Source organism: Brevibacterium sp. UCMA 11754, assembly GCF_021532275.1.
Classification (GTDB): domain Bacteria; phylum Actinomycetota; class Actinomycetes; order Actinomycetales; family Brevibacteriaceae; genus Brevibacterium.
Map to the genome: position 1 here is coordinate 14937 of NZ_JACBOT010000028.1, position 19428 is coordinate 34364.

Here is a 19428-nt window from a genome sequence, read left to right on the forward strand (position 1 = left end):
ATTGTTAGAGTGTGGACAATCCGATCACCCTCACCAACCTCAGCGCTCACTATGGTGCGCATCTCGCCCTTGACCAGATCACCCTGGCCGCTCCCCTGGGCCGAGTCACGGCACTCGTCGGCGCCAACGGCTCAGGCAAGTCAACGGTGCTCATGGCACTGGCAGGCCTGCTCAGACCGACACACGGATCGATATCCGGCCTGCCGTCCAATGTGGCTTTCGTGCCTCAGCGCAGTTCTGCTCCCGACCACCTTCCGATTACCGTCAGACAGGTCGTGGCCATGGGCAGATGGAGCGCACTGGGCCTCTTCGCCCGCCTCGGCAGTGATGATCAGCGGATCGTCGACGACTGCCTCGCTCAGCTGCGCATCGACGACCTCGCCTCGCGTCGCCTCGGTTCACTTTCCGGGGGTCAGCGTCAGCGTGCCCTGGTGGCTCAAGGTCTGGCACAACGCGCGGACCTGCTGCTCCTCGACGAACCTCTGGCCGGAATCGATGCTCGCGCGTCCGAGGACATCACCTTGGCCATCGACTCCGAGCGCAGCCGGGGCGCCACGATCGTCATGGCCACGCACGAGCGCACCCAGGCAGCTCGGGCCGACCACGTCGTCCATCTGTGCCAGGGTGCGCTCGCGTTTCGGTGAGCACTCACCAGAACTCGATCACCAGAACTCCCGCGCCGGTGAACCGTCGCCGCACGGAACCTCACTCATCTACGGGACGGGCGGCCACCTCGGCGGTCTCTGCATCGATCCTGTCCTGGTCGGCCCGATGTTTGGCCGCGGCCTTGGCCTCCTGGTGCTCCGCCCGGCGCTCCTTGCGCCGTTCGACGAGGAGGTAGAGGGCGGGCACGAGGATCAGGGTCAGCACGGTCGAGGAGGTCAGGCCGCCGATGACGACGATCGCCAGAGGCTGGGAGATGAAGACTCCCCCGCCGGTGAGTCCCAATGACATGGGCACGAGGGCGAAGACCGTGGCAGCGGCAGTCATCAGGATCGGCCGCAGGCGCAGCCGGGTGCCGTGGATGATCGCGTCCCACAGCCCCATCTCATGCTCGCGCAGCTTGTTGACGAGGTCGATGAGCACGATCGCGTTGGTCACCACGATGCCGATGAGCATGAGGAGGCCGATGAGCGAGGGGATGCCCAGCGGTGTGCCGGTCAGCAGCAACAGCAGCACGGCACCGGTCGCGGCGAAGGGAATCGACACGAGCAGGATGAGCGGCTGGACGAAGCTGCGGAAGGTCGCGATCATGACGAGGAAGACCAGCGCGATCGCCACGAGCATTGCCCATCCGAGCTGGGAGAAGGAGTCGGCCTGCTCCTGGCTCGCACCGCCGACGTCAAAGCTCACACCATCGGGCAGATCCATGCTCGAGGTCAGTTCCTGTGCCTCGGTGGAGACTGGGTTGAGCTGTCCTTCGGCAGGGGTGGCGAACACTGTGACCTGACGGTTTCCGTCCTCCCGGGTGACGGTGGCTGGGGTTTCGGTCTCGTCGACGCTGGCGATCTCATCGACCGTGATCGGGTCGCCCTTGATGTCGGGGATCGCCGCCTGTTCGTCGGCGAGGTCCTGTTCCTCGGCCTGGCTCTCCTCCTGCTCGCGCTGGCTGTCGACGAGGTCGTCGATGGCGTCGTTGGCCTCGTTCAGGCCCTTCTCTGCCTGTTCGACGCCTTCTTCTGCCTGTTCCACTTGGTCGGCGGCCATGTCGCCGGGGCTCGGAGCCGGCGGTGGATTCTGGGCATCTCGCAGGGCCTTCCGTGCTTCTTCAAGCTGATCGGCGGCGTTGTCGCGGGCCTCCCGGGCCGAGTCAAGCTGATCGGCTGATTCCTCTTCGGCCTTGGCCTTGGCTTCCTCGGCCCTGCGGTCGGTCTTCTCTTCGACGGCATCGGTCGCGTCTTCCTGCGCGTTCTGCGTCTGCACCTCGGTGACCGGAAGCTCCAAAGCTCGGATCTCGCCTGGAGTCGCATCGGGGTGGGTCGGGGCGAGGAAGATATCTCGCTCCTTGCCCTCCAGCGTCAGAGTTCCGGCTTCACTTCCGTGCAGGGCTGCCGCAATGGCCTGTCCCACCTCGGCCTGGCTGTAGCCGTAGTCCGCGGCCTTCTCCCGGTTCACATCGACGTGGATGATCGGCTGATCGGAGGCGAGGTCATTGCGGGCGTTCGTCACGCCCTCGGTCTCACTCATCTTCTTCGTCACGGAATCGGCTGCCTCGCCCAGCGCTGACAGATCAGAGCCGGAGAGTTTGATCTCCACATCCTCATTCGCACTGCCTGAGGCGTCTTGGAGATCGATCTCGCCGACATCGTCGCCGAGTCCGTCGATCTGGTTCGACAGCCGGTTCGTTGCGATCTCCGCTTCGGAATCGTCCTTCAGGGTGATGTTGAAGGAGTTCTCGGAACCGGTTTCGGGTCCGTTGACGGTCGTCGAGTAGGTGTCGACATCTGGGTCGGAGGCGAGGACGTCTTCGATCTTCTTCGCCGCCTCATCACTGGCCTCGAGCGAGGATCCGGCTGGCAGAGTCTGCGCGATGTAGAGAGAGTTCTGCCCGGCGGCCCCGAGGAGGTCGGTCTTGAGGAAGCTGGCCATCATCATCGTCACGGCGAAGATCGCCACGGAGATGACGATCGTGCGCCATGGGTGTCGAAGTGCGGCCAGGATAGCTGGCAGGCTTCGCTGCTGCAGACGGTCGACCCTGTCCGAGGCCTCGCCATCGCCGGGCATCGGCGTCACCGGAGCATCGGCAGTCGCCGCCGGGAGCAGCGTCTTGCCCTTGGCGTCGCGTTTGGCATTCTTCCCGTCGATCTTCGACTGTCGTTTCTCTGCGCGCTTGATGCCCTTCTCCCGATGTTTCCGGGCCCACGCCTCATAGCTTGCGTCGGTGGCAGCCTGGCGCTTCGGGGAAAGGGGCTTCGGGCTCTTCCGCAGGACCCAGTAGCTGAAGACCGGAACGATTGTCAGCGCGACAAGGAGCGAGCCGAGCAGAGCCAGTGTCACGGTCACGGAGAATGGTCGGAACAGCTGCCCGGCGATGCCGTCGACGAAGGCGATGGGCAGGAACACGGCCACAGTGGTCAGGGTCGAGGCCGTGATGGCGCCGGCCACCTGCTTGACAGAGGCGACGATGTCATCGATCGTCAGGTCGCTCGTACCCTGCCGTCTGCGGATGTTCTCGATGACGACGATGGAGTCGTCGACGACACGGCCGACGGCGATGGTCAGGGCTCCCAGGGTCAAGATGTTCAAGGTGTATTCGCCGACCATGAGACCGATCATCGCGATCAGCAGTGACATCGGGATCGAGATCGCGGCAACCACGGTGGACCGGAAGGAGCCGAGGAAGGCCAGGATCACGAGGATCGCGAAGAACAGTCCCAGCCCGCCTTCGACCGACAGGTCATGGATCGACTTCTCGATCTCGGGAGCCTGGTCGAAGATCGTGGAGAAGGAAATGTCGTCGCCGAGTTCGGGTCCCATCCTCTCGAGGACCTCATTGACTCCGTGAGAGACCTCAACGACATTGTCGTCCTGGCCCTTGGTCACCGACACCGTCACGGCGTCCTTGCCATCGGCGCGCGAGTACGAGGTCTTATCCACGGAATCGAGTTCGACATCGGCGACGTCGCCTAGCAGGACCGTACCGTCAGCGGTGCGCAGCGGGGTCTTCTCGATCTCCTTGACTGCGTCCAGTTCGGTACCGACCTCCACGGACAGTGATTTGTCCCCCTGAGCGCTCTGACCTGCGGGGACGACGGTTCCGGCGGCCGTGAGTTCGTCCGGCACCGAGGTGGTGACGACGTTCTTATCGTTGACGTCGTCGGGACGGAAGCTGATGTTGACTCGCTGCTCGTTCTGCCCGGCCACGTCGACGCTGGAGACGCCCGCGACGCCTTTGAGCTCGGGGACGAGTTCAGTCTCAACGAGATCGCCGAGCTTCTGCGAGTCCTCTCCCCCGGAGACGGCGAACATGACCACCGGAACGTCGTCGATCTGCTGGGAGAGCACCTCCGCCTCCGCGCCGTCGGGAAGGTCTGCCTTCGCAGAGTCGACGGCGGAGCGCACAGAGTCCGTCATCTCCTCGGCATCCTTGCCGAAGGGCCAGGTGACGTTGGCCGACATCGATCCCGCCGAGGAGGTTGTGCTCACCGTTTCGAGGTCGCCGACCCCTTCGAGCGCGGTTTCGATCGGTTTGGTCACCGATTCCTCGACGACCTCGGGTGAGGCTCCCGGAACCGTGACCTGCACCGAGGTGCCTGGCAGCTCGACCGAGGGCATCGTCTCCTGGTTGAGTGAGGTGGTCGCAATGACGCCGAAAACGGCGATCACAAGGGTGAGCAGGCCGACGATGAGGCGGTTCTTCAGACTCATCCTGGTGATCAGGGACACGGGTTCCTCCGGGTTTTGGGCATGCGGGAGCTGCGGATGGGTGTTCGGGTGACTTTGTGGAACGGTGTCGACGGGGATGATCCGGGCGAGGGTGGAACGAGTTCAGTCTTTCAGGCCGGGCCGGTCGACGCGTCCCCCGAAAGTTGTCTTCTTCCTCCCCCAAAAGGCTGAGTGAGGCATGGGAGATCGGTCATAATTCGATCATATGAGCGCAGCAGTCTGCGGGCGCGGGTGTTTTCCTCCGTCTTAGATTCCGGAAACACCACAATCGTGAGCGTGACGGATCTCGGCGCAGATCGGCGCCTAATTGCTCTCAGCTGTGCAGGCGTACGTAGTGGCGGAGTCGCTCCACTCCGTTCGCGCCTCCGTTCGCGCCTCCGTCGCTGCGCAACGCGGCCTTCAGCTTCGCCCTGACATCTGCTTCATCGAAGGACTCGCCGATGACGACCAACGCGCTGTCCCAGCTCTCCTCCTGCGGTGCCGTCGTCGACACATAGACGTTCGGGCCCACCGCCTGGAGCTCATAGCGCCTGCTTCCGGCCCTGTCGTCGACAAGAATCGAGCCCTTCACCCGGTAGACCCCGGCCGGCAGATCCTCAAGGAAGTCCAGCACGGCGCCGGCGTCGGCACACCCGCTGGCAGTGATCGTCACCGACTGTGCGTGATGGTGGACGGGGGCGCTCTCACCTTCGCCGTCGAGGCCTTCCTGAGCGGCCTCGGCGTAGGCCTGTCGGATGAGTTCCCGGATCGGAAGTTCAGCTTGGATGGGTTCTGCGCTCTCATCCCCGGTTGAACTGTCACCCGACCGTGTTCCATCGCCGCCTCGTTCGGCCCCTGAACCGGGGTCGAAGATCAGCGCCGGGTCGAGACGGCCGTAGCTGGTGCCGACGACGAGGAGTCGCGGATTGCGCTGATGGACCCGTTCCCGGATCGCAGCGACAGCCGGGTCCCGGTGCGCGACGGGGAGCTGATCGAGCTTGTTGACAAGCACCAGGGTCGTCGCCGCGTAGCGCATCGGCGGTGCGGTTTCGGTGTCGACCGTGGCGGCATGCATGGTGGCGTCGACGACGTCGATGACCCCGCCGAGGTGGAAGCGGTGGTGACCCATGCGGGTGACCATCCGGGCCAGTGTCAGCGGTTCGGCGAAACCGCTGGCTTCGACGATGATGGCGTCGAGACGCAGCCGAGGTTTCGCCAGAGTGGTGAGTGCGTCTTCGAGCGAAGTGTCATCATCAAGGCAGCAGATGCACCCGCCCGAGATGGAGAAGGGCTCATCGACCTGCCCGACGACGAGGCCCGCGTCGATGTTGAGGTCGCCGAAGTCATTGACGACGACCCCGATGCGCGCATCGGGATGGCGCAGCAGGTGATTGAGCAGACTGGTCTTACCCGCCCCCAGGTAGCCAGTCAGGAGGATCACCGGGACGGCTCCAACGGACTGCTTCCTGTTCACATCTCCTCCACATCTGCCATCGGGACGCTCGTCATCCGCTAATGGTAACGTTTTTCATTAATACCGAAACATATCAACGTATGCGCATATGCTCACAGGACCAACTGCGCTGCAGCGTCGGAGGCACAAGGACATGACGGCTGAAGAACCCAAGAAGACCCGCAGCACGGCTCAGAAGGCCGTGATCCGCTCCGCACTCGAGAGTGAGAAGCGCTTCGTCTCCGCCCAACAGCTCCATCGGACGCTTGAGGATCAGGGCCATACAGTGGGGCTGGCCACCGTCTACCGACAGCTCAACTCCCTGAGCGATTCCGGGCACGCCGACTCCATCACCATTGCCGAGAAACAGCTGTTCCGCGCCTGTGCCCAGGACGAACATCACCACCACCTGGTGTGCGAAAACTGCGGCAAGGCCGTTGAGGTGGAACCACCCAGCGAGGACTGGATCACCACCACGGCACAATCACATGGATTCGAAGTCACTCGACATGTGTTCGAGATCTTCGGTCTCTGCGCCGAGTGCGCCGCCCTGGCCAAGAACCGATAACGGTCGTCGGCGGACAGCATCGTCGAACTTACGTCGCCGTTGTGCTCCACGCCGGAAATTCGTCGGGAAAGCCCGCCCACTCCATAGGCCCGGCCTCCAGCTCCGCATCGCTGAGTGCGGCCTCGTCGAGGACCTGCCGCAGCCGGAGCTCGTCGAGTCCGGTGCCGATGAACGCCAGGTCCTGACCGAACGCGAGGAGCTCAGCCTCGGCGCCGAGGCTGTCGTCGAGCGCCAATGGAGACAGCGTGAATATGCGGCCGACCTGATCCCACTGGGCGGTGATGTGCGGACGTGTGGCCAATCGCGCAAATCCGGCCGAGCGCAGAATGTGTCCGCAGTGCCCCTGAAACAGGCATGCTTCCAGCGCGTGACGCAGGCGACCTGGGTGGAAGGGGCGATACTGCTCGTACCGAATGGCTTCGACCGCGCAGGATTGCCGTTGCGATGGAAATTCTTGGTTGAGGATCGCCACCCAGCCGGCATCCGGCGGCCGCTGCGCGTAGGTCCTCCCTGCACGACCGAGCATTTCGAAACCGTCGCCACCGCCTAGACTGCCTAGACCGTCAAGACCGTGCCGGCTGCAGGGATTCGCGACGAGTCTCTGCTCAGCACTTGGGGCTAGATGGCTGAGCAGCGAGGCAGCCCGCTCGAGCGCCTTCGGCTGGAGCGACCCTCCGTTGACAACTGCGATCGTCGAGGCGAATTCGATCTGAGCAACGAGCAGCTCAGCCTTCGAGGCGATGACGCCTCCGTCGTTCGCTTCACTCGTCAGGGGGACTCTGATGAACTCCTCGGAGCCAAGATCAGCCAGCATACATCCCACGTCGAGGACGCAGACGAGGTCGAGGAGAGTCGTCCCCGCGTCCGGAGCCGTGAGTGAGCCGACGACCTCCATCACCGGCACCTCCAGTGGGTATTCCAGGACGACGCCGGGAACGTGGATCGCCTTGCGCATCAGATCGACTGCCCTGTCGACAGCTTCGAGTCCTTGACCCGTCTGCTCGGCAGGGACGAAGACGAATCCCCGGACCTTCGCTATGCTCCGGGCGCAGCTGGCCCTCTCCTGGGCACATGCGCCAGTCACTGCAATCACATTGACATCGGCATCACTTGACTCTGGCATTGGCATCCTTCCCTCAAAGTATCTATTGTTAAGTCTAACAATACTCATTCTCATTAAGGAGATCAGCCATGAAGGTTCGCAGATCCCTGCGCTCGATCAAGAAGCAGCCGGGTTCACAGGTCGTGCGCAGACGCGGCCGCGTCTATGTCATCAACAAGCTCAATCCCCGATTCAAGGCACGCCAGGGCTGATCCGAGCTCAGCGCGAACGCCTGGGACCGCCCGCACTGCCGTGTGTGAAGATCTCAGGGTAGAGCTCGACGAGCTTTCGGGTGTGGCGAATATGCAGCGCCAGCATCGCCTCGGCGGATTCGACATCGCCGTCGATGACGGCCCGAAGGATCATGCGGTGCTCGGCGAAGATGTCCTCTCGTCGGGAGCGTCGGGTGACTGCGTTCGGCGCAAGCAGCTGCCTGCGGTAATAGTGGGTGAGATTCCACAGGTGGTCGACAGTGTCGTGGAGCCTGATCGTCGTCGGGCCCGCCATCAGCGCTCGATGGAAGTCATGATCGCACTCCAGGAACTCACCGGGCGAGGTCGCCGCTTCTACCCGCTGGGCGCTGGCTTCGAACTCGATGAACGACTCGGCCGTGTGCGAGGGCATCGCCATTCTCAGCAGCAGCGGCTCCAGCCGCTCGCGCATCAGATAGATCTCCCGGCACTCGTCAAGATCGAGGGCAGACACCCACGCTCCGGTCGACGCCACAAGAGTGACCAGCCCTGAGGATTCGAGGATTCGCAGGGTCTCCCTGATCGGCAGCCTGCTCACACCGAACTCCTCGGCGATTTCTTCCTGCCTGATCCTGGTCCCGGGGACGAGAACTCCCTGAATGATCCGCGACCTCAGCTCGGCCGCGATTCTGGCACTGGCCGCCTGATCGTGTGCCACAGTTCGACCCCCTCCCATCGATCGCGGTGCTCGCCCTTGGGCATTCGCTCTCATATAGCCATCCGCCTTCGGACACGCCCCCTCGGGCGATCCCCTACCCCTCAGGCATCCACCCTCTGCCGTGAAGCATAGTCGCCCTCAGGACGTGAGAATACGAGCCCAGGGCCGTGAGAATACGGCCAAGGGCCGCGCAATGGCCATCGGATGGGGACACGCCTTTCTGATTGCAATCAAACTGCAATCTGCTGCCATTTCGAGCAAGGACACTCCACAATACAGAATTGTCGGCTGGGAATTTCGACCGACATTGGATCCAATCCGACAAGTAGGCATTCTATGAATCCGGGCATCATTTGAGATTCGACCAATGACAGATTCGACATTGGATCCAATCGAAGTCACCTGGCGATGCCCAACAGAATCCTGAGTATCACCGCTGGTCACATGAGGTATATAAGGGATCTCTCGATGACCCGAAATCACCGTTGGAGTGATTGACATCACCTATTCCAAAGGAGCAAACTTCAACAGTTGAAAGCTGTTAGCATAATCGAAAGGGCGATGATGTCCACAATCAATCCCCCCACTGCCGGGCGACCAACGAAGGTCGAGATCCGGCACGATAAGGGACTCAAGAGAGACATCGGAAAGATCGGTCTTCTGTTCACCGGCGTCGGTTCGATCATCGGATCCGGATGGCTCTTCGGAGCATTCAACGCCTCGGTGATGGTGGGGCCCGCATCGCTCATCTCATGGGCGCTGGGTGCCGTCATGATGATCTTCGTTGCGCTGAACTACGCCGAACTCGGCGTGATGTTCCCTGTTGCCGGCGGAGTGATCCGCTTCCCTCACTTCTCGTTCGGCTCGTTCGCAAGTTTCACCAGCGGCTGGATCACCTGGCTCTCTGTGGCAGCGACTGTCCCCATCGAGGTCATGGCCGCCGTCCAGTACGCATCGAGCTACCTCCCCTGGCTGATGCACACCGTCGATGACGTCGCCGTGCTCACCGGGCCCGGCATCGTGGTGAGCATTGCGCTGATGCTGGTCTTCAGCTTCATCAATCTCTACGGCGTCCAGCTCTTCGCACGGTTCAACAACGTCCTCGTGTGGTGGAAGCTCGCGGTCATCGTGCTGGTCATCGTCGTGTTCTTCTCCCTCTCGTTCAACCCCGGTCACTTTGTCAGCCAGCAGTTCGGCGGCTTCGCGCCCAACGGCATCGGACCGATCTTCGCAGCTCTCCCCGCTGCCGGCATCGTCTTCTCCTACCTCGGCTTCCGCCAGGGCGTCGAGTTCGCCGGTGAGACGACGAACCCGCAGAAGAACGTTCCCTTCGCCGTCATCGGGTCGATCCTCGTCACCGGCGTCATCTACATCGCACTGCAGGCGGCCTTCATCGGTGCCCTGCCCTCGGACCTCCTCGACGGCGGATGGAAGAACCTGGCCTTCACCAACGACGCGGGTCCTCTCGCCGAGATCTCCCTGCTGCTGGGTGCCGTGTGGCTGGCCGTCATCCTCTACGGTGATGCGATCGTCTCCCCCGCCGACACAGGCCTGATCTACACTGCACTCGCCCCGCGACTGTCCTATTCGCAGGCGAAGGTCGGCAATGCGCCACGCGCACTGGCCAAGCTCAACAAGCACGGTGTTCCCTGGATCTCGCTCCTCGTCGTATTCATCGTCTCCTGCATCATGTTCCTGCCGTTCCCCTCGTGGGCGAAGCTCGTCGGGTTCATCACCTCCGGCACCGTGCTCTCGTTCGCCACGGGTCCGGTGGTCGTCGCCGCGCTGCGCCGTCAGCTGCCAGATCAGGACCGTCCATTCAAACTGCCCGGCAACGACGTGCTGCCCATCATCGGCTTCATCTGCGCCAACCTCATCGTGTACTGGACAGGCTGGGAGACGAACTGGAAGCTCTTCTTGGCCGTGGCCATCGGCTACGTCGTCATGATCCTCCACCACATCTTCGCCAAGGACAAGGCTCGTCTGCCGGACCTGAAGATGCGCTCCGGCTGGTGGATGATCCTGTGGATGGTCGGCCTGGTCGTTCTCAGTCTCATCGGCCATTACGGCGGTGGACTCGACATCATGGGCTTCATCTGGGGTGAGCTCATCACCGTGATCTTCTCGGTCGTCGTCTTCTACGTCGGCATCAGCTGCCGACTCTCGCCAGAGGAGTCGGTCGAAGCCATCGAACAGACTCAGCGCGTCGACGACTGAGCCCGTTTGGCCGCCTCGTCGGTCGAGGCGGCTTCGACGCTTACTGCCTCGAGGCCGCTTCGTCGTCGAGGCGGGTGTGAATGCGGTGGAGGTCATCGGCAGTGTCGAAGTCGGCAACGACGCCCGGTTCCACGTCCACGAGACTGGGCTCGAGCCCGGAGAACAGCCATTTCACCGCGCCGTTCGTGGGATCGCCGATGGCGTCCAGGCGCGAGAGCAGAAGCTCTGTCGGCCATGCGGCACACAGGAACTGTGTCTTCCCCCGGTCATCGGTCCCAGTTGCCGGAGTCCCTGTCCGTTGACAGGCTTGGATCAGATCGCCGAGGTGGTCCGCAGTGATCAGCGGCATGTCCCCCGCCAGCACGAGGGTCACACCCGCAGGCGCTGCGGAAGAAGCGTCTCGAACCACGGCGCATACCGCTGCTATGCCAGCCAGAGGACCGGCGAAGGCTGGTTCCTCAACGACGGAATGCACGGATTCCTGTTCCCGCGCAGACAGCCCATCACATGGTCCGGCCACCCACACCTCGGCGTCGGGATCAGCAGTGCGAACTGCGCTGAGGATCCGCGAGATCACCGTGGTCCAACCCAGCTCGACCGCGGGTTTGTGGACGCCGCCGAAACGGTTCGAGCGGCCTCCGCTGAGTATGATCGCCCTGATCGACATGCCCCGATCCTACGCGCGAGGACATCATGATCCAACGCGCGAAGACCTCAGCGGCAACGGGATTCGCACAACATTTCCGGTCCAGGTGAGCAATACTGTGAGACATCACCAGTTCATGGCGGGCTGCATCCAGCCGGGCATCGTCGACCCGGCGAAGGCGCCCGTTCGCACCGGAATTGCACGGAGGAATCGAGAATGACGAAGTTCGATGTTGTCGAAGCATCCATCGCCTCACTGCGACAGGCACTCGAGGACGGAACCGCCACCTCGGTGGGGCTCGTCGAGTCCTACCAAGCTCGCATCGCCGCCTTCGACCGGCCCGACACCGGCACGAAGTTGAACTCTGTGATCGTGGCCAATCCGGATGCCCTCACCGAGGCGGCCGCCTCCGACGAACGACGTGCCCACGGCCAGACGCGAGGACCACTCGACGGGATCCCGTACACCGCGAAGGACAGCTACATGGTGACCGGGCTGAGCGTGGCCGCCGGTTCCCCCGCGTTCGCCGAACTCATCGCGCAAAAGGATGCCTTCACCGTCGAACGCCTCCGCGGCGCCGGTGCCATCTGCTTGGGGCTGACCAATATGCCCCCGATGGCCAACGGCGGCATGCAGCGTGGCCTCTACGGCCGAGCCGAAAGCCCCTATAGCGCGCAGTGGCTGACCAGCGCCTTCGCCTCCGGCTCGTCGAACGGCTCCGGTACCGCGACAACCGCGAGCTTCGCCGCCTTCGGTCTCGGCGAGGAGACCTGGTCCTCGGGACGCGCCCCTGCCTCACACAACGCACTCATCGCCTACACCCCCTCTCGCGGAGTCATCTCCGTGCGCGGCAATTGGTCTCTGGTGCCCACGATGGACGTCGTCGTCCCCCACACCCGGTCGATGGCCGACCTGTGCGAGGTCCTCGACATCATCGTCGCCGACGACACCGAGACTCGTGGCGACTTCTGGCGAGTCCAGCCCTGGGTCGAGATTCCCGCTGCTTCTGCCATCCGACCCGATTCCTATGCCGCGCTGCTTCCAACTGATGCCGAGGCGGCTCGTTCGACTCTGGCCGGCAGACGCTTCGGCATCCCGAAGATGTACATCAATGCCGACCCCGAGGCCGGGACGAACCCCGATGGCGGCATCGGCGGGCCCACAGGTCAGCGGGTCGAAACCCGAGCCTCGGTGATCGCCGCCTGGGAGGCTGCCCGCCGCGATCTTGAGGCCGCCGGTGCCGAGGTCGTCGAGACCGATTTCCCAGTCGTCAGCAACTACGAGGGCGATCGCCCCGGTGCTCCGACGATCAGAACGCGCGGCATCGTCAGCACCGACTACCTCGATCGGGAGATCAACGACCTCTCCGCGTGGGCCTGGGACGATTTCCTGGCCGCCAACGGTGATCCGAAGCTGTCCTCCCTCGCCGAGGTGGATGGAACGAAGATCTTCCCCCACCCGGACGGTGCCCTGCCGGACCGCTACACCGGGTTCGACGATGACATCGCCGAATACCCGCAGCTGGCCAAGGATCGCCCCTTCACCTCGGTGACGGAGATCCCCGATCTCGAAGACGGCATCCGAGGCCTCGAGGTGACTCGGCGGATCGACCTCGAAGAGTGGATGGATGTCAACGGCCTCGACGCGGTCGTCTACCCGGCGATGGCCGATGTGGGACCGGCCGATATGGATGTCAACGAGGCTTCGGCGGATCTCGGCTGGCGCAACGGCACCTGGGTCGCCAACGGCAATCTGGTGCCACGGCATCTGGGCATCCCCTCGGTGACGGTGCCCATGGGCACAATGACCGACACCGGGATTCCCATCGGGTTGACGATCTCAGGCCGCGGCTGGGATGACTCGAAGCTCATCGAACTCGCTGCGGCGTTCGAAGCCACCGGTGGTCGACGTGAGGAGCCGCCGCGGACGCCCAGGCTGTGAGTGAGAGCGAGCGATGGTGGCGATTCACAATCGAGTGAATAAGCCTGAAACCTTCGGGTGAACTCGCCAGATTACTGGATCGTAGCCAGCAATCGGTGGAACAGTATTGGACATGACCGATTTCTCTGTTCTTGCCGAACGCGCGTCCGCTCTACTCGAAGCCCATCATCAGGATCGTCCGATCGTCCTGCCGACAGTGTGGGACGCCTGGTCAGCCCAGGCCATGGTCAATGCCGGCTTCGAAGCCCTGAGCATCGGCTCCCATCCTCTCGCCGACTCCGTGGGCTCCGCGGACGGCGAGACCATGAGCCTCAGCCAGGCGCTGGCGGGGATCGCCCGCGTGTGCGGCTCCGTGGATGTGCCGGTCAGCGCCGATCTGGAATCCGGCTACGACACTGCGGCGCCGGATCTCATCGCAGGGCTCCTCGAGGCCGGCGCTGTGGGCGTCAACATCGAGGACACCGTCCACAGCGAAGGACGACTGCGCAGCGCCGAGGAGCACGCCGAGTACATCGGCGATCTGCGTCGCGCCGCTGACGCGCAACGGGTGCACGTGGTCATCAATGCCCGCACCGATGTGTTCAAGAATCCCGATGATTTCGAGGACCCCACCGTCGAGGTGGTCCGACGCCTCAACCTGTGCGCCGAGGCCGGTGCGGATTCCGTCTATCCTGTCAGGCTGCCGAATACCGAGACTCTCAAAACCATACTGTCGCAGGTGAGACTGCCGCTGAATGTCACCGCCCACCCGGTCAAGGGTGGCGTGCCCGACGAACTCGACCTCTCTCAGCTGCAGGACCTTGGGGTGAAGCGCGTGACCTTCGGGCCTCTGCTGCAAGCCACGATGTATGACTACTTCGCCAAGTTCACCAGGAACTGGCACTGACAACAGCCGCTGATTCCGCGGCCATCGACCACAGTCACTGAGCAGATCGCCAACCGCAATGATGAGGAGCCGCAATGCCTGAGAATCTCCGTGAAGGACAGCCAGTCTGGATCGATTACACCTGCCACGATTTCGAGTCCACGACGAAGTTCTACTCCGAGATCTTCGGGTGGAAGTTCGAAGATCAGGGACCTGACTTCGGCCACTACAACATGATCACGAAGGACGGAGCAGCTGTCGGCGGCGCTATGCGTGCCATGAACATGGACGGCACTCCGAACCCGATGATCCCGGCGATGTGGACGACCTACCTTCACACCAACGACATCGCGAACACCTATGCGGCAGCACTCACCGCTGGTGCGGCCCCCATCGCCGAACCGATGTCCGTCGGACCGCTGGGACAGATGGCTGTCATCACCGATCCCACCGGTGCCGGTGTGGGCATGTGGCAGCCCGGCGAGTTCACCGGGTTCGACACCCCGCTCACTCCCGGGACTCCGGTGTGGTTCGAGCTCATGACGCGCAACTATCCCGTCGCGCAGGAGTTCTATCGCACCGTCTTCTCCTTCGATATCGTGGCGATGGAGGGGTTCCCGTATTCGACACATGGCGCCGATGAGAACGCTGTGGCCGGCATCTGCGACGCCAGCGAATGGACCCAGGTGTCCTTCTGGCGTGACTACATCAACGTCGAGGACACCGATGCCACCGCAACCAGGGTGGCCGAACTCGGTGGCAAGGTGCTCGCCGGGCCCGAAGATTCACCGTATGGCCGCATCGCCACCGTCACCGATCCGGAAGGGGCGACGTTCCAGCTCCAGCAGAATCCGTGAGCGATCGATTCTCTCAGCTGCGCTCCCGGATAGGTGACCAGCCCATCAGTGAGATCGGGTGCGAGATAGATGCTGATGATCTTCCTCAGGCACGCAGTGCGAGTGCGAACGGCAGCACCGCAGTCGCCCCCGCCTGCCTGAGCAGACGTGCCCCGATCGCCATCGTCCACCGTGAGACGACCTCGTCGTCGACGAGAAGCACCGCCTTTCCGGCCACCGCCTCTTCGACCTCGGGCGGGACGACGAACGCATCGTAGAGATCCTTCACCCGGAAGGCACTGTTGACCTCGGGGCTGCCATGGTCATGAACCTGCAGCAGCTCTCCCCCGTCGATGAGTCGGCCTGCGGAGGCCAGATTCGCCGCCAAGGATCTCACTGTCGTGGGCCTGCGCGCGCTTGGCACCGAGATGACGACTTCAGGGCGGATCTCCCAGTCCCATTGGGCCAGGACCTCAAGGCACCATTTGCCGATCTGTGCGGGCACTTCGGCATCGGGAGCGTCCGGTGCGAGGAATGATCTCAAGGTCTGCCCCTGCCCCAAGTCGCTGAGCCGTGCGATGGCTCTGCCCTCGGCCGCCAACTCTCCGGCGGGAATGCGGCCTTTGAGCGGGACGCCGATGTTGGCCATGCCGCTGGGCCAGGTGCTGCGCGGGTCGATGGGCAGGCCGACGCGATGCAGAGTTCCTGCCGTTGCCTGCCTGTTCTCGTCCGAGATCTCGGCCGACCACCAGGTTCCGGCGCAGTTGTCGCAGCGTCCGCAGGGTGTGGGGTCGGGGTCATCAAGTTGGCGAATGAGGAATTCCATTCGGCATTCGCCAGTGGACTCGTAGTCGAGCATCGCCTGCGCCTCAGCTGCGCGCACGGCCGCGACCTTCTCATATCGTTCCTGGTCGTAGGTCCAACCTCGGCCAGTCGAGATGTAACCGCCTTTGATCTTGGTCACCGCGTCTTCGACTTCGAGGGTCTTCAGCAGCAGCTGCAGGCGGGTGCGTTTGGTCCCGACCAGCGTCTCCAAGCGAGCCACGGACAGGGGGCCGTCCGCCTCGGCGAGGGACTGAAGCACGGCGTTCGCGTCGGACTGATTGGGCATCGAGGCTGTGGCGAAGTAGTTCCAGATCTCCTGGTCCTCAGCACCGGGCAGGAGCAGGACATCGGCGGAGTCCGTGGCACGACCGGCACGGCCAACCTGCTGGTAATAGGCGACGGCAGATGATGGCGCACCGACGTGGATGACGAAGCCGAGGTCCGGTTTGTCGAATCCCATTCCCAGCGCGGAGGTGGCCACGAGCGCCTTGATCCGGTTGTCTTTGAGCTGCTGCTCAAGCTCGGCCCGCTCCTCAGCATCGGTGCGGCCGGTGTAGGCACGGACCTCGTGACCCCGGTCGCGCAGAATTCTGGTGATGTCTTCGGCCGCGCTGACCGTGAGCGTGTAGATGATTCCCGAACCGGAGAAATCACCGAGGTGGGCACACAGCCATGCGATGCGTGCGCTCGCGTCGAGTCCGGGTTGGACACCGAGCCGGAGGGAGTCACGGGCGAGTTCACCGCGGACGACGGTGGTGTCGTGGCCGAGCTGTTCGGCGACATCGGTGACCACCCGGGAGTTGGCGGTGGCTGTTGTGGCGAGGACAGGGGTGTTGCCCGGCAGTTCGGCCAGGATGTGTCCGATCCGCCGGTAGTCGGGGCGGAAATCATGGCCCCAGTCGGAGATGCAGTGCGCCTCGTCGACGACGATGAGGCCGAGGAAAGCCAGGAGTTGGGGCAGGACCTCGTCTCGGAACTGCGGGTTGTTCAGCCGTTCGGGCGAGACGAGGAGAACGTCGAGGTTGCCGGCCCTGAGGTCATCGAGGACGGTGTCCCATTCGGTGACGTTGGAGGAGTTGAGGCTGGCTGCGCGAACCCCGGCGCGCTGCGCCGCCGCGATCTGGTCGCGCATCAGGGCCAACAGCGGGGAGATGATGAGGCTGGGACCGGTGCCAGCTGCCCGAAGCATTCTGGTCGCCACGAAGTACACGGCCGACTTGCCCCACCCGGTCCGCTGGACCACGAGGACCCTCTTCTTCTCCACGACCAGATCGCGGATCGATTCGAGCTGGCCGTCCCGGAACTGGGCCTCGGGATTCGCAGTGAGCTCGGCCAGGATGCGCTGAGCCTGAGCGGCGAATTCGTCGGCGTCGATGGTCGGTGCAGTCGGGGTGGATTCGGTCATGGGCACAGTCTAGATGTCGCCACTGACGCAGCCGCCCAGCCCCTGATCCATCACCCCAGCGCGAGCTCGCGCGACCGAGCCGAGCGCTCAGCGCAGTGCGAGTTCGATGCCCAAGGTGGCGAGGACGCCAAAGAGCACGCCCCACAGGATGATCGAGATGATCTGCCAGAATGCCACGGCGTTGCGATCGGCACCGAATCCGACCATCGCCATCGAGGTGATCTGAGACGGCAGCAGAGTCTGTCCCAGCAGAGAGACCCCGGGGACGCCGAACTTGTCGAACATGCGTTTGAGTCTTTGGCGCTTCTGCGAGGGCTCTTCGCTCTTGTCCCTGTTCTTCCTCGCCTTATCGCGAATGGCTCCGGCACCGTAGACGAAGGCGAGCATCGACACCACGTTGCCGATGACGGCCATGAGGATCGCAACGACCGGGTGCAGACCGATCGCGACGCCGATCACGGCACCGAAGTAGGACTCGACGAACGGGATCGCGGAGACGAGGATGATGCCTGCCCACTGCAGCCAGTCGGGGATCGATCCGGCGAATTCCTGGATGCTTTCGATCATTCTGGGGCTCCATTTTCATTGGTTCGGAGTCTCTGTCGATGTGGCGCACGCGAGGGTCATGGTCAATCTCGACGCAGGAACCCATCCTTCTGGCACAGCGTGCTAGTACGTTGTACTATACAGGAGACAGCAATGATGCGCGAGGCCGAGAGGAGCACGAATGTCGCGACGCGATGACATCATCTCTGCGGCAATCCGTCTGGCTGAGCAGGCTCCGCCCGGACAGACCAACCTCAGTGTGCGGGCGGTCGCCAAAGAGGCTGGGATCGGTGCCTCGACGCTGCGTCACTACTTCCCCACCCAGGCTGACCTGCACGAGGCCATCGCTCGCGGCTCCATGCAAACCGCAGTCAAGGACTTCTCGATCTCCGAATCCGGCCTGGATCCGGTCGATCGCCTCTTCGAGTGCTGCGCGCAGTTCCTGCCCAGCCACGAGCACCGCGATATGCAGCTCGAGCTGTGGCTCACGATGCATATCAGCGCCCTCGGACCCGAACGCCGGGCCGTGACCCGCAGGCTCCTCGAGTACGGCCACGACTTCACCTATGAGTGCCTGCATCGCTGGCTTGGGATCCTGGCCATGGAGGGGCATATCGACCCCGCCGAGGTGACTTCCACCTCCGTTGCGCTATTCACCATGCTCGACGGGCTGGCTCTGCACTCGATCGTGACTCCCGAGCGCGTCACCGTCGATGCCGCGCTCGATCAGCTCAGGTGGCTGATCGCGAAGGTACTCGAGCCAAGCAGCTGAGCCGTCTACGATGCGACCGGCAGGCTCACCGCATCTGGGCTGCGGCCCGCTGGAGAGCTTCGGTGAGTCGACCGAGCTTCTCAGAAGCGAGATTCCAGTGATGCCAGTACAGGCCCACGTCGATGGTCGGGTCCGCCGAGATCGGCACGAGGTCATCGCTGAGGTCTCCCAGCTGCATGATCGGGATCAGCCCCCAGCCGACCCCGGCCTCGACCGCGACTGCGAATTCCGAGGAGCTGGGCACGACTGACATCGGAGGGATGCTGGTGATCCCCACCCTGCGCAGGAAGGCGAACTGCAGATCATCATCCTTACCGAAATTCACCATCGGCAGGGATCCGAGGTCCACCTCGGCGTCGGTACCGGACCTGATCACACCGGATCCGGCCTGACCGCCGAGGGCACGGTGTCTGCTCAGGAGCCCCTTCGATGCGACGGCGATGTAGCGCATGGACCCGAGCCTCTGCACCTGAGTGCCGTAGCCGCCGGAGGCCGCAGAGGTGATGGTGCCGAGCACCTCCCCCGACGTCAGCAGGGGCAGGGCAACGTTCTGGTCGGCAACCTCAATGCGAATGACGATATCGTCCCACTTCGCCACCTCGGCGAAGATCGGGCGGAACCAGGTCGCCAGCGAATCTGCGTTGACCCCGATCCGCAGCACCGTCGGGACCCTCCTGCGTCCGTGGGACGGGGCGGAACCGGCCCCGTCCGGGGCCCCGACGTCGATGCCATGGAGACGATCCATGGTTTCGGACTCGAGAAGCTCGATCTCGCGCGCATATTTCAGGACCGCCTCCCCCGCCTCGGTGACGGTGATGGGGTTCGTGCGGCGAATGAGCACCTGCCCGATGCGGGATTCGAGCGTGCGGATGCGCTGGCTCGTCGCCGAGGGCGTGACGCCCAGGACGAATGCTCCTCCTTCCACAGTCCCCTCGTCGACGACGGCAGCCAGAGCTTTGACGTGATCGATGTTCATGA

16 protein-coding genes are annotated in these 19428 nt (G+C 63.5%); 8 read left to right on the forward strand and 8 right to left on the reverse strand.

Features of this window, described 5'->3' with window-relative positions; translation table 11 throughout:
• Positions 1-11: 11 nt before the first annotated feature.
• Positions 12-644 (forward strand): zinc ABC transporter ATP-binding protein AztA, encoded by a 633-nt coding sequence (gene aztA, locus HX613_RS15135; RefSeq protein ID WP_235344878.1) that lies wholly within the window; start codon positions 12-14, stop codon positions 642-644.
• A 61-nt stretch (positions 645-705) separates the two neighbouring features.
• On the opposite strand, the gene HX613_RS15140 is transcribed toward aztA, so the two are convergent.
• Both HX613_RS15140 and HX613_RS15145 read right to left on the reverse strand, forming a co-directional pair.
• Positions 706-4386 carry an efflux RND transporter permease subunit gene (locus tag HX613_RS15140; RefSeq protein ID WP_235346076.1) on the reverse strand — a complete coding sequence of 1227 codons (3681 nt, stop codon included), beginning with the start codon at positions 4384-4386 and terminating at the stop codon, positions 706-708.
• 313 nt (positions 4387-4699) lie between these two features.
• Positions 4700-5839 (reverse strand): CobW family GTP-binding protein, encoded by a 1140-nt coding sequence (locus HX613_RS15145; protein WP_235346077.1) that lies wholly within the window; start codon positions 5837-5839, stop codon positions 4700-4702.
• Between the two features lie 133 nt (positions 5840-5972).
• On the opposite strand from HX613_RS15145, the gene HX613_RS15150 reads away from it, so the two are divergent.
• Positions 5973-6386, forward strand: a complete 414-nt coding sequence (locus HX613_RS15150; RefSeq protein ID WP_235346078.1) for a Fur family transcriptional regulator — start codon at positions 5973-5975, stop codon at positions 6384-6386.
• Between the two features lie 28 nt (positions 6387-6414).
• Here the strand turns inward: HX613_RS15150 and HX613_RS15155 are convergent, their stop codons facing one another.
• A complete protein-coding gene (locus HX613_RS15155; RefSeq protein WP_235346079.1) occupies positions 6415-7509 on the reverse strand; it encodes a GTP-binding protein in 1095 nt (364 codons plus the stop codon).
• A gap of 68 nt (positions 7510-7577) precedes the next feature.
• Here HX613_RS15155 and ykgO point away from each other — a divergent pair, with 68 nt between their 5' ends.
• A complete protein-coding gene (gene ykgO, locus HX613_RS15160; RefSeq protein ID WP_096162004.1) occupies positions 7578-7700 on the forward strand; it encodes a type B 50S ribosomal protein L36 in 123 nt (40 codons plus the stop codon).
• A gap of 7 nt (positions 7701-7707) precedes the next feature.
• On the opposite strand, the gene HX613_RS15165 is transcribed toward ykgO, so the two are convergent.
• The gene (locus HX613_RS15165; protein ID WP_235346080.1) at positions 7708-8397 is read right to left on the reverse strand and encodes a GntR family transcriptional regulator; all 690 of its coding nucleotides are present in this window, start codon (positions 8395-8397) and stop codon (positions 7708-7710) included.
• Positions 8398-8958: 561 nt separating this feature from the next.
• On the opposite strand from HX613_RS15165, the gene HX613_RS15170 reads away from it, so the two are divergent.
• Positions 8959-10614 carry an APC family permease gene (locus HX613_RS15170; RefSeq protein ID WP_235346081.1) on the forward strand — a complete coding sequence of 552 codons (1656 nt, stop codon included), beginning with the start codon at positions 8959-8961 and terminating at the stop codon, positions 10612-10614.
• Between the two features lie 40 nt (positions 10615-10654).
• Here the strand turns inward: HX613_RS15170 and mobA are convergent, their stop codons facing one another.
• On the reverse strand, positions 10655-11281 hold the full coding sequence (gene mobA / locus HX613_RS15175; RefSeq protein ID WP_235346082.1) for a molybdenum cofactor guanylyltransferase: 627 nt from the start codon (positions 11279-11281) through the stop codon (positions 10655-10657).
• A gap of 195 nt (positions 11282-11476) precedes the next feature.
• Between mobA and HX613_RS15180 the strand changes: the two genes are divergently transcribed.
• The 3 genes from HX613_RS15180 (at position 11477) to HX613_RS15190 (ending at position 14923) form a co-directional block, all read left to right on the forward strand.
• Positions 11477-13201 (forward strand): amidase, encoded by a 1725-nt coding sequence (locus HX613_RS15180; RefSeq protein WP_235346083.1) that lies wholly within the window; start codon positions 11477-11479, stop codon positions 13199-13201.
• 112 nt (positions 13202-13313) lie between these two features.
• Positions 13314-14087: an isocitrate lyase/PEP mutase family protein gene (locus tag HX613_RS15185; RefSeq protein WP_235346084.1), complete on the forward strand. Its 774-nt coding sequence runs from the start codon at positions 13314-13316 to the stop codon at positions 14085-14087.
• 74 nt (positions 14088-14161) lie between these two features.
• On the forward strand, positions 14162-14923 hold the full coding sequence (locus tag HX613_RS15190) for a VOC family protein (RefSeq protein ID WP_235346085.1): 762 nt from the start codon (positions 14162-14164) through the stop codon (positions 14921-14923).
• A gap of 85 nt (positions 14924-15008) precedes the next feature.
• On the opposite strand, the gene HX613_RS15195 is transcribed toward HX613_RS15190, so the two are convergent.
• Positions 15009-17132, reverse strand: coding sequence for a RecQ family ATP-dependent DNA helicase (locus HX613_RS15195; RefSeq protein ID WP_235346086.1), 2124 nt, complete (start codon positions 17130-17132; stop codon positions 15009-15011).
• Positions 17133-17219: 87 nt separating this feature from the next.
• Positions 17220-17699 (reverse strand): hypothetical protein, encoded by a 480-nt coding sequence (locus HX613_RS15200; RefSeq protein WP_235346087.1) that lies wholly within the window; start codon positions 17697-17699, stop codon positions 17220-17222.
• Positions 17700-17859: 160 nt separating this feature from the next.
• Between HX613_RS15200 and HX613_RS15205 the strand changes: the two genes are divergently transcribed.
• Positions 17860-18450 (forward strand): TetR/AcrR family transcriptional regulator, encoded by a 591-nt coding sequence (locus tag HX613_RS15205; protein ID WP_235346088.1) that lies wholly within the window; start codon positions 17860-17862, stop codon positions 18448-18450.
• A 25-nt stretch (positions 18451-18475) separates the two neighbouring features.
• Here the strand turns inward: HX613_RS15205 and HX613_RS15210 are convergent, their stop codons facing one another.
• The gene (locus HX613_RS15210; RefSeq protein ID WP_235346089.1) at positions 18476-19426 is read right to left on the reverse strand and encodes an ArgP/LysG family DNA-binding transcriptional regulator; all 951 of its coding nucleotides are present in this window, start codon (positions 19424-19426) and stop codon (positions 18476-18478) included.
• Between the last annotated feature and the right edge of the window lie 2 nt (positions 19427-19428).

What these genes read in the sequence shown, in the direction of transcription:
- HX613_RS15205 (WP_235346088.1), top strand. Translation starts at nt 17,860, where the DNA reads ATGTCGCGACGCGATGACATCATCTCTGCGGCAATCCGTCTGGCTGAG.
- HX613_RS15155 (WP_235346079.1), bottom strand. Translation starts at nt 7,509, where the DNA reads ATGCCAGAGTCAAGTGATGCCGATGTCAATGTGATTGCAGTGACTGGC.
- HX613_RS15195 (WP_235346086.1), bottom strand. Translation starts at nt 17,132, where the DNA reads ATGACCGAATCCACCCCGACTGCACCGACCATCGACGCCGACGAATTC.
- HX613_RS15200 (WP_235346087.1), bottom strand. Translation starts at nt 17,699, where the DNA reads ATGATCGAAAGCATCCAGGAATTCGCCGGATCGATCCCCGACTGGCTG.
- HX613_RS15150 (WP_235346078.1), top strand. Translation starts at nt 5,973, where the DNA reads ATGACGGCTGAAGAACCCAAGAAGACCCGCAGCACGGCTCAGAAGGCC.
- HX613_RS15170 (WP_235346081.1), top strand. Translation starts at nt 8,959, where the DNA reads ATGATGTCCACAATCAATCCCCCCACTGCCGGGCGACCAACGAAGGTC.
- HX613_RS15190 (WP_235346085.1), top strand. Translation starts at nt 14,162, where the DNA reads ATGCCTGAGAATCTCCGTGAAGGACAGCCAGTCTGGATCGATTACACC.
- mobA (WP_235346082.1), bottom strand. Translation starts at nt 11,281, where the DNA reads ATGTCGATCAGGGCGATCATACTCAGCGGAGGCCGCTCGAACCGTTTC.
- HX613_RS15180 (WP_235346083.1), top strand. Translation starts at nt 11,477, where the DNA reads ATGACGAAGTTCGATGTTGTCGAAGCATCCATCGCCTCACTGCGACAG.
- HX613_RS15185 (WP_235346084.1), top strand. Translation starts at nt 13,314, where the DNA reads ATGACCGATTTCTCTGTTCTTGCCGAACGCGCGTCCGCTCTACTCGAA.
- HX613_RS15210 (WP_235346089.1), bottom strand. Translation starts at nt 19,426, where the DNA reads ATGAACATCGATCACGTCAAAGCTCTGGCTGCCGTCGTCGACGAGGGG.
- ykgO (WP_096162004.1), top strand. Translation starts at nt 7,578, where the DNA reads ATGAAGGTTCGCAGATCCCTGCGCTCGATCAAGAAGCAGCCGGGTTCA.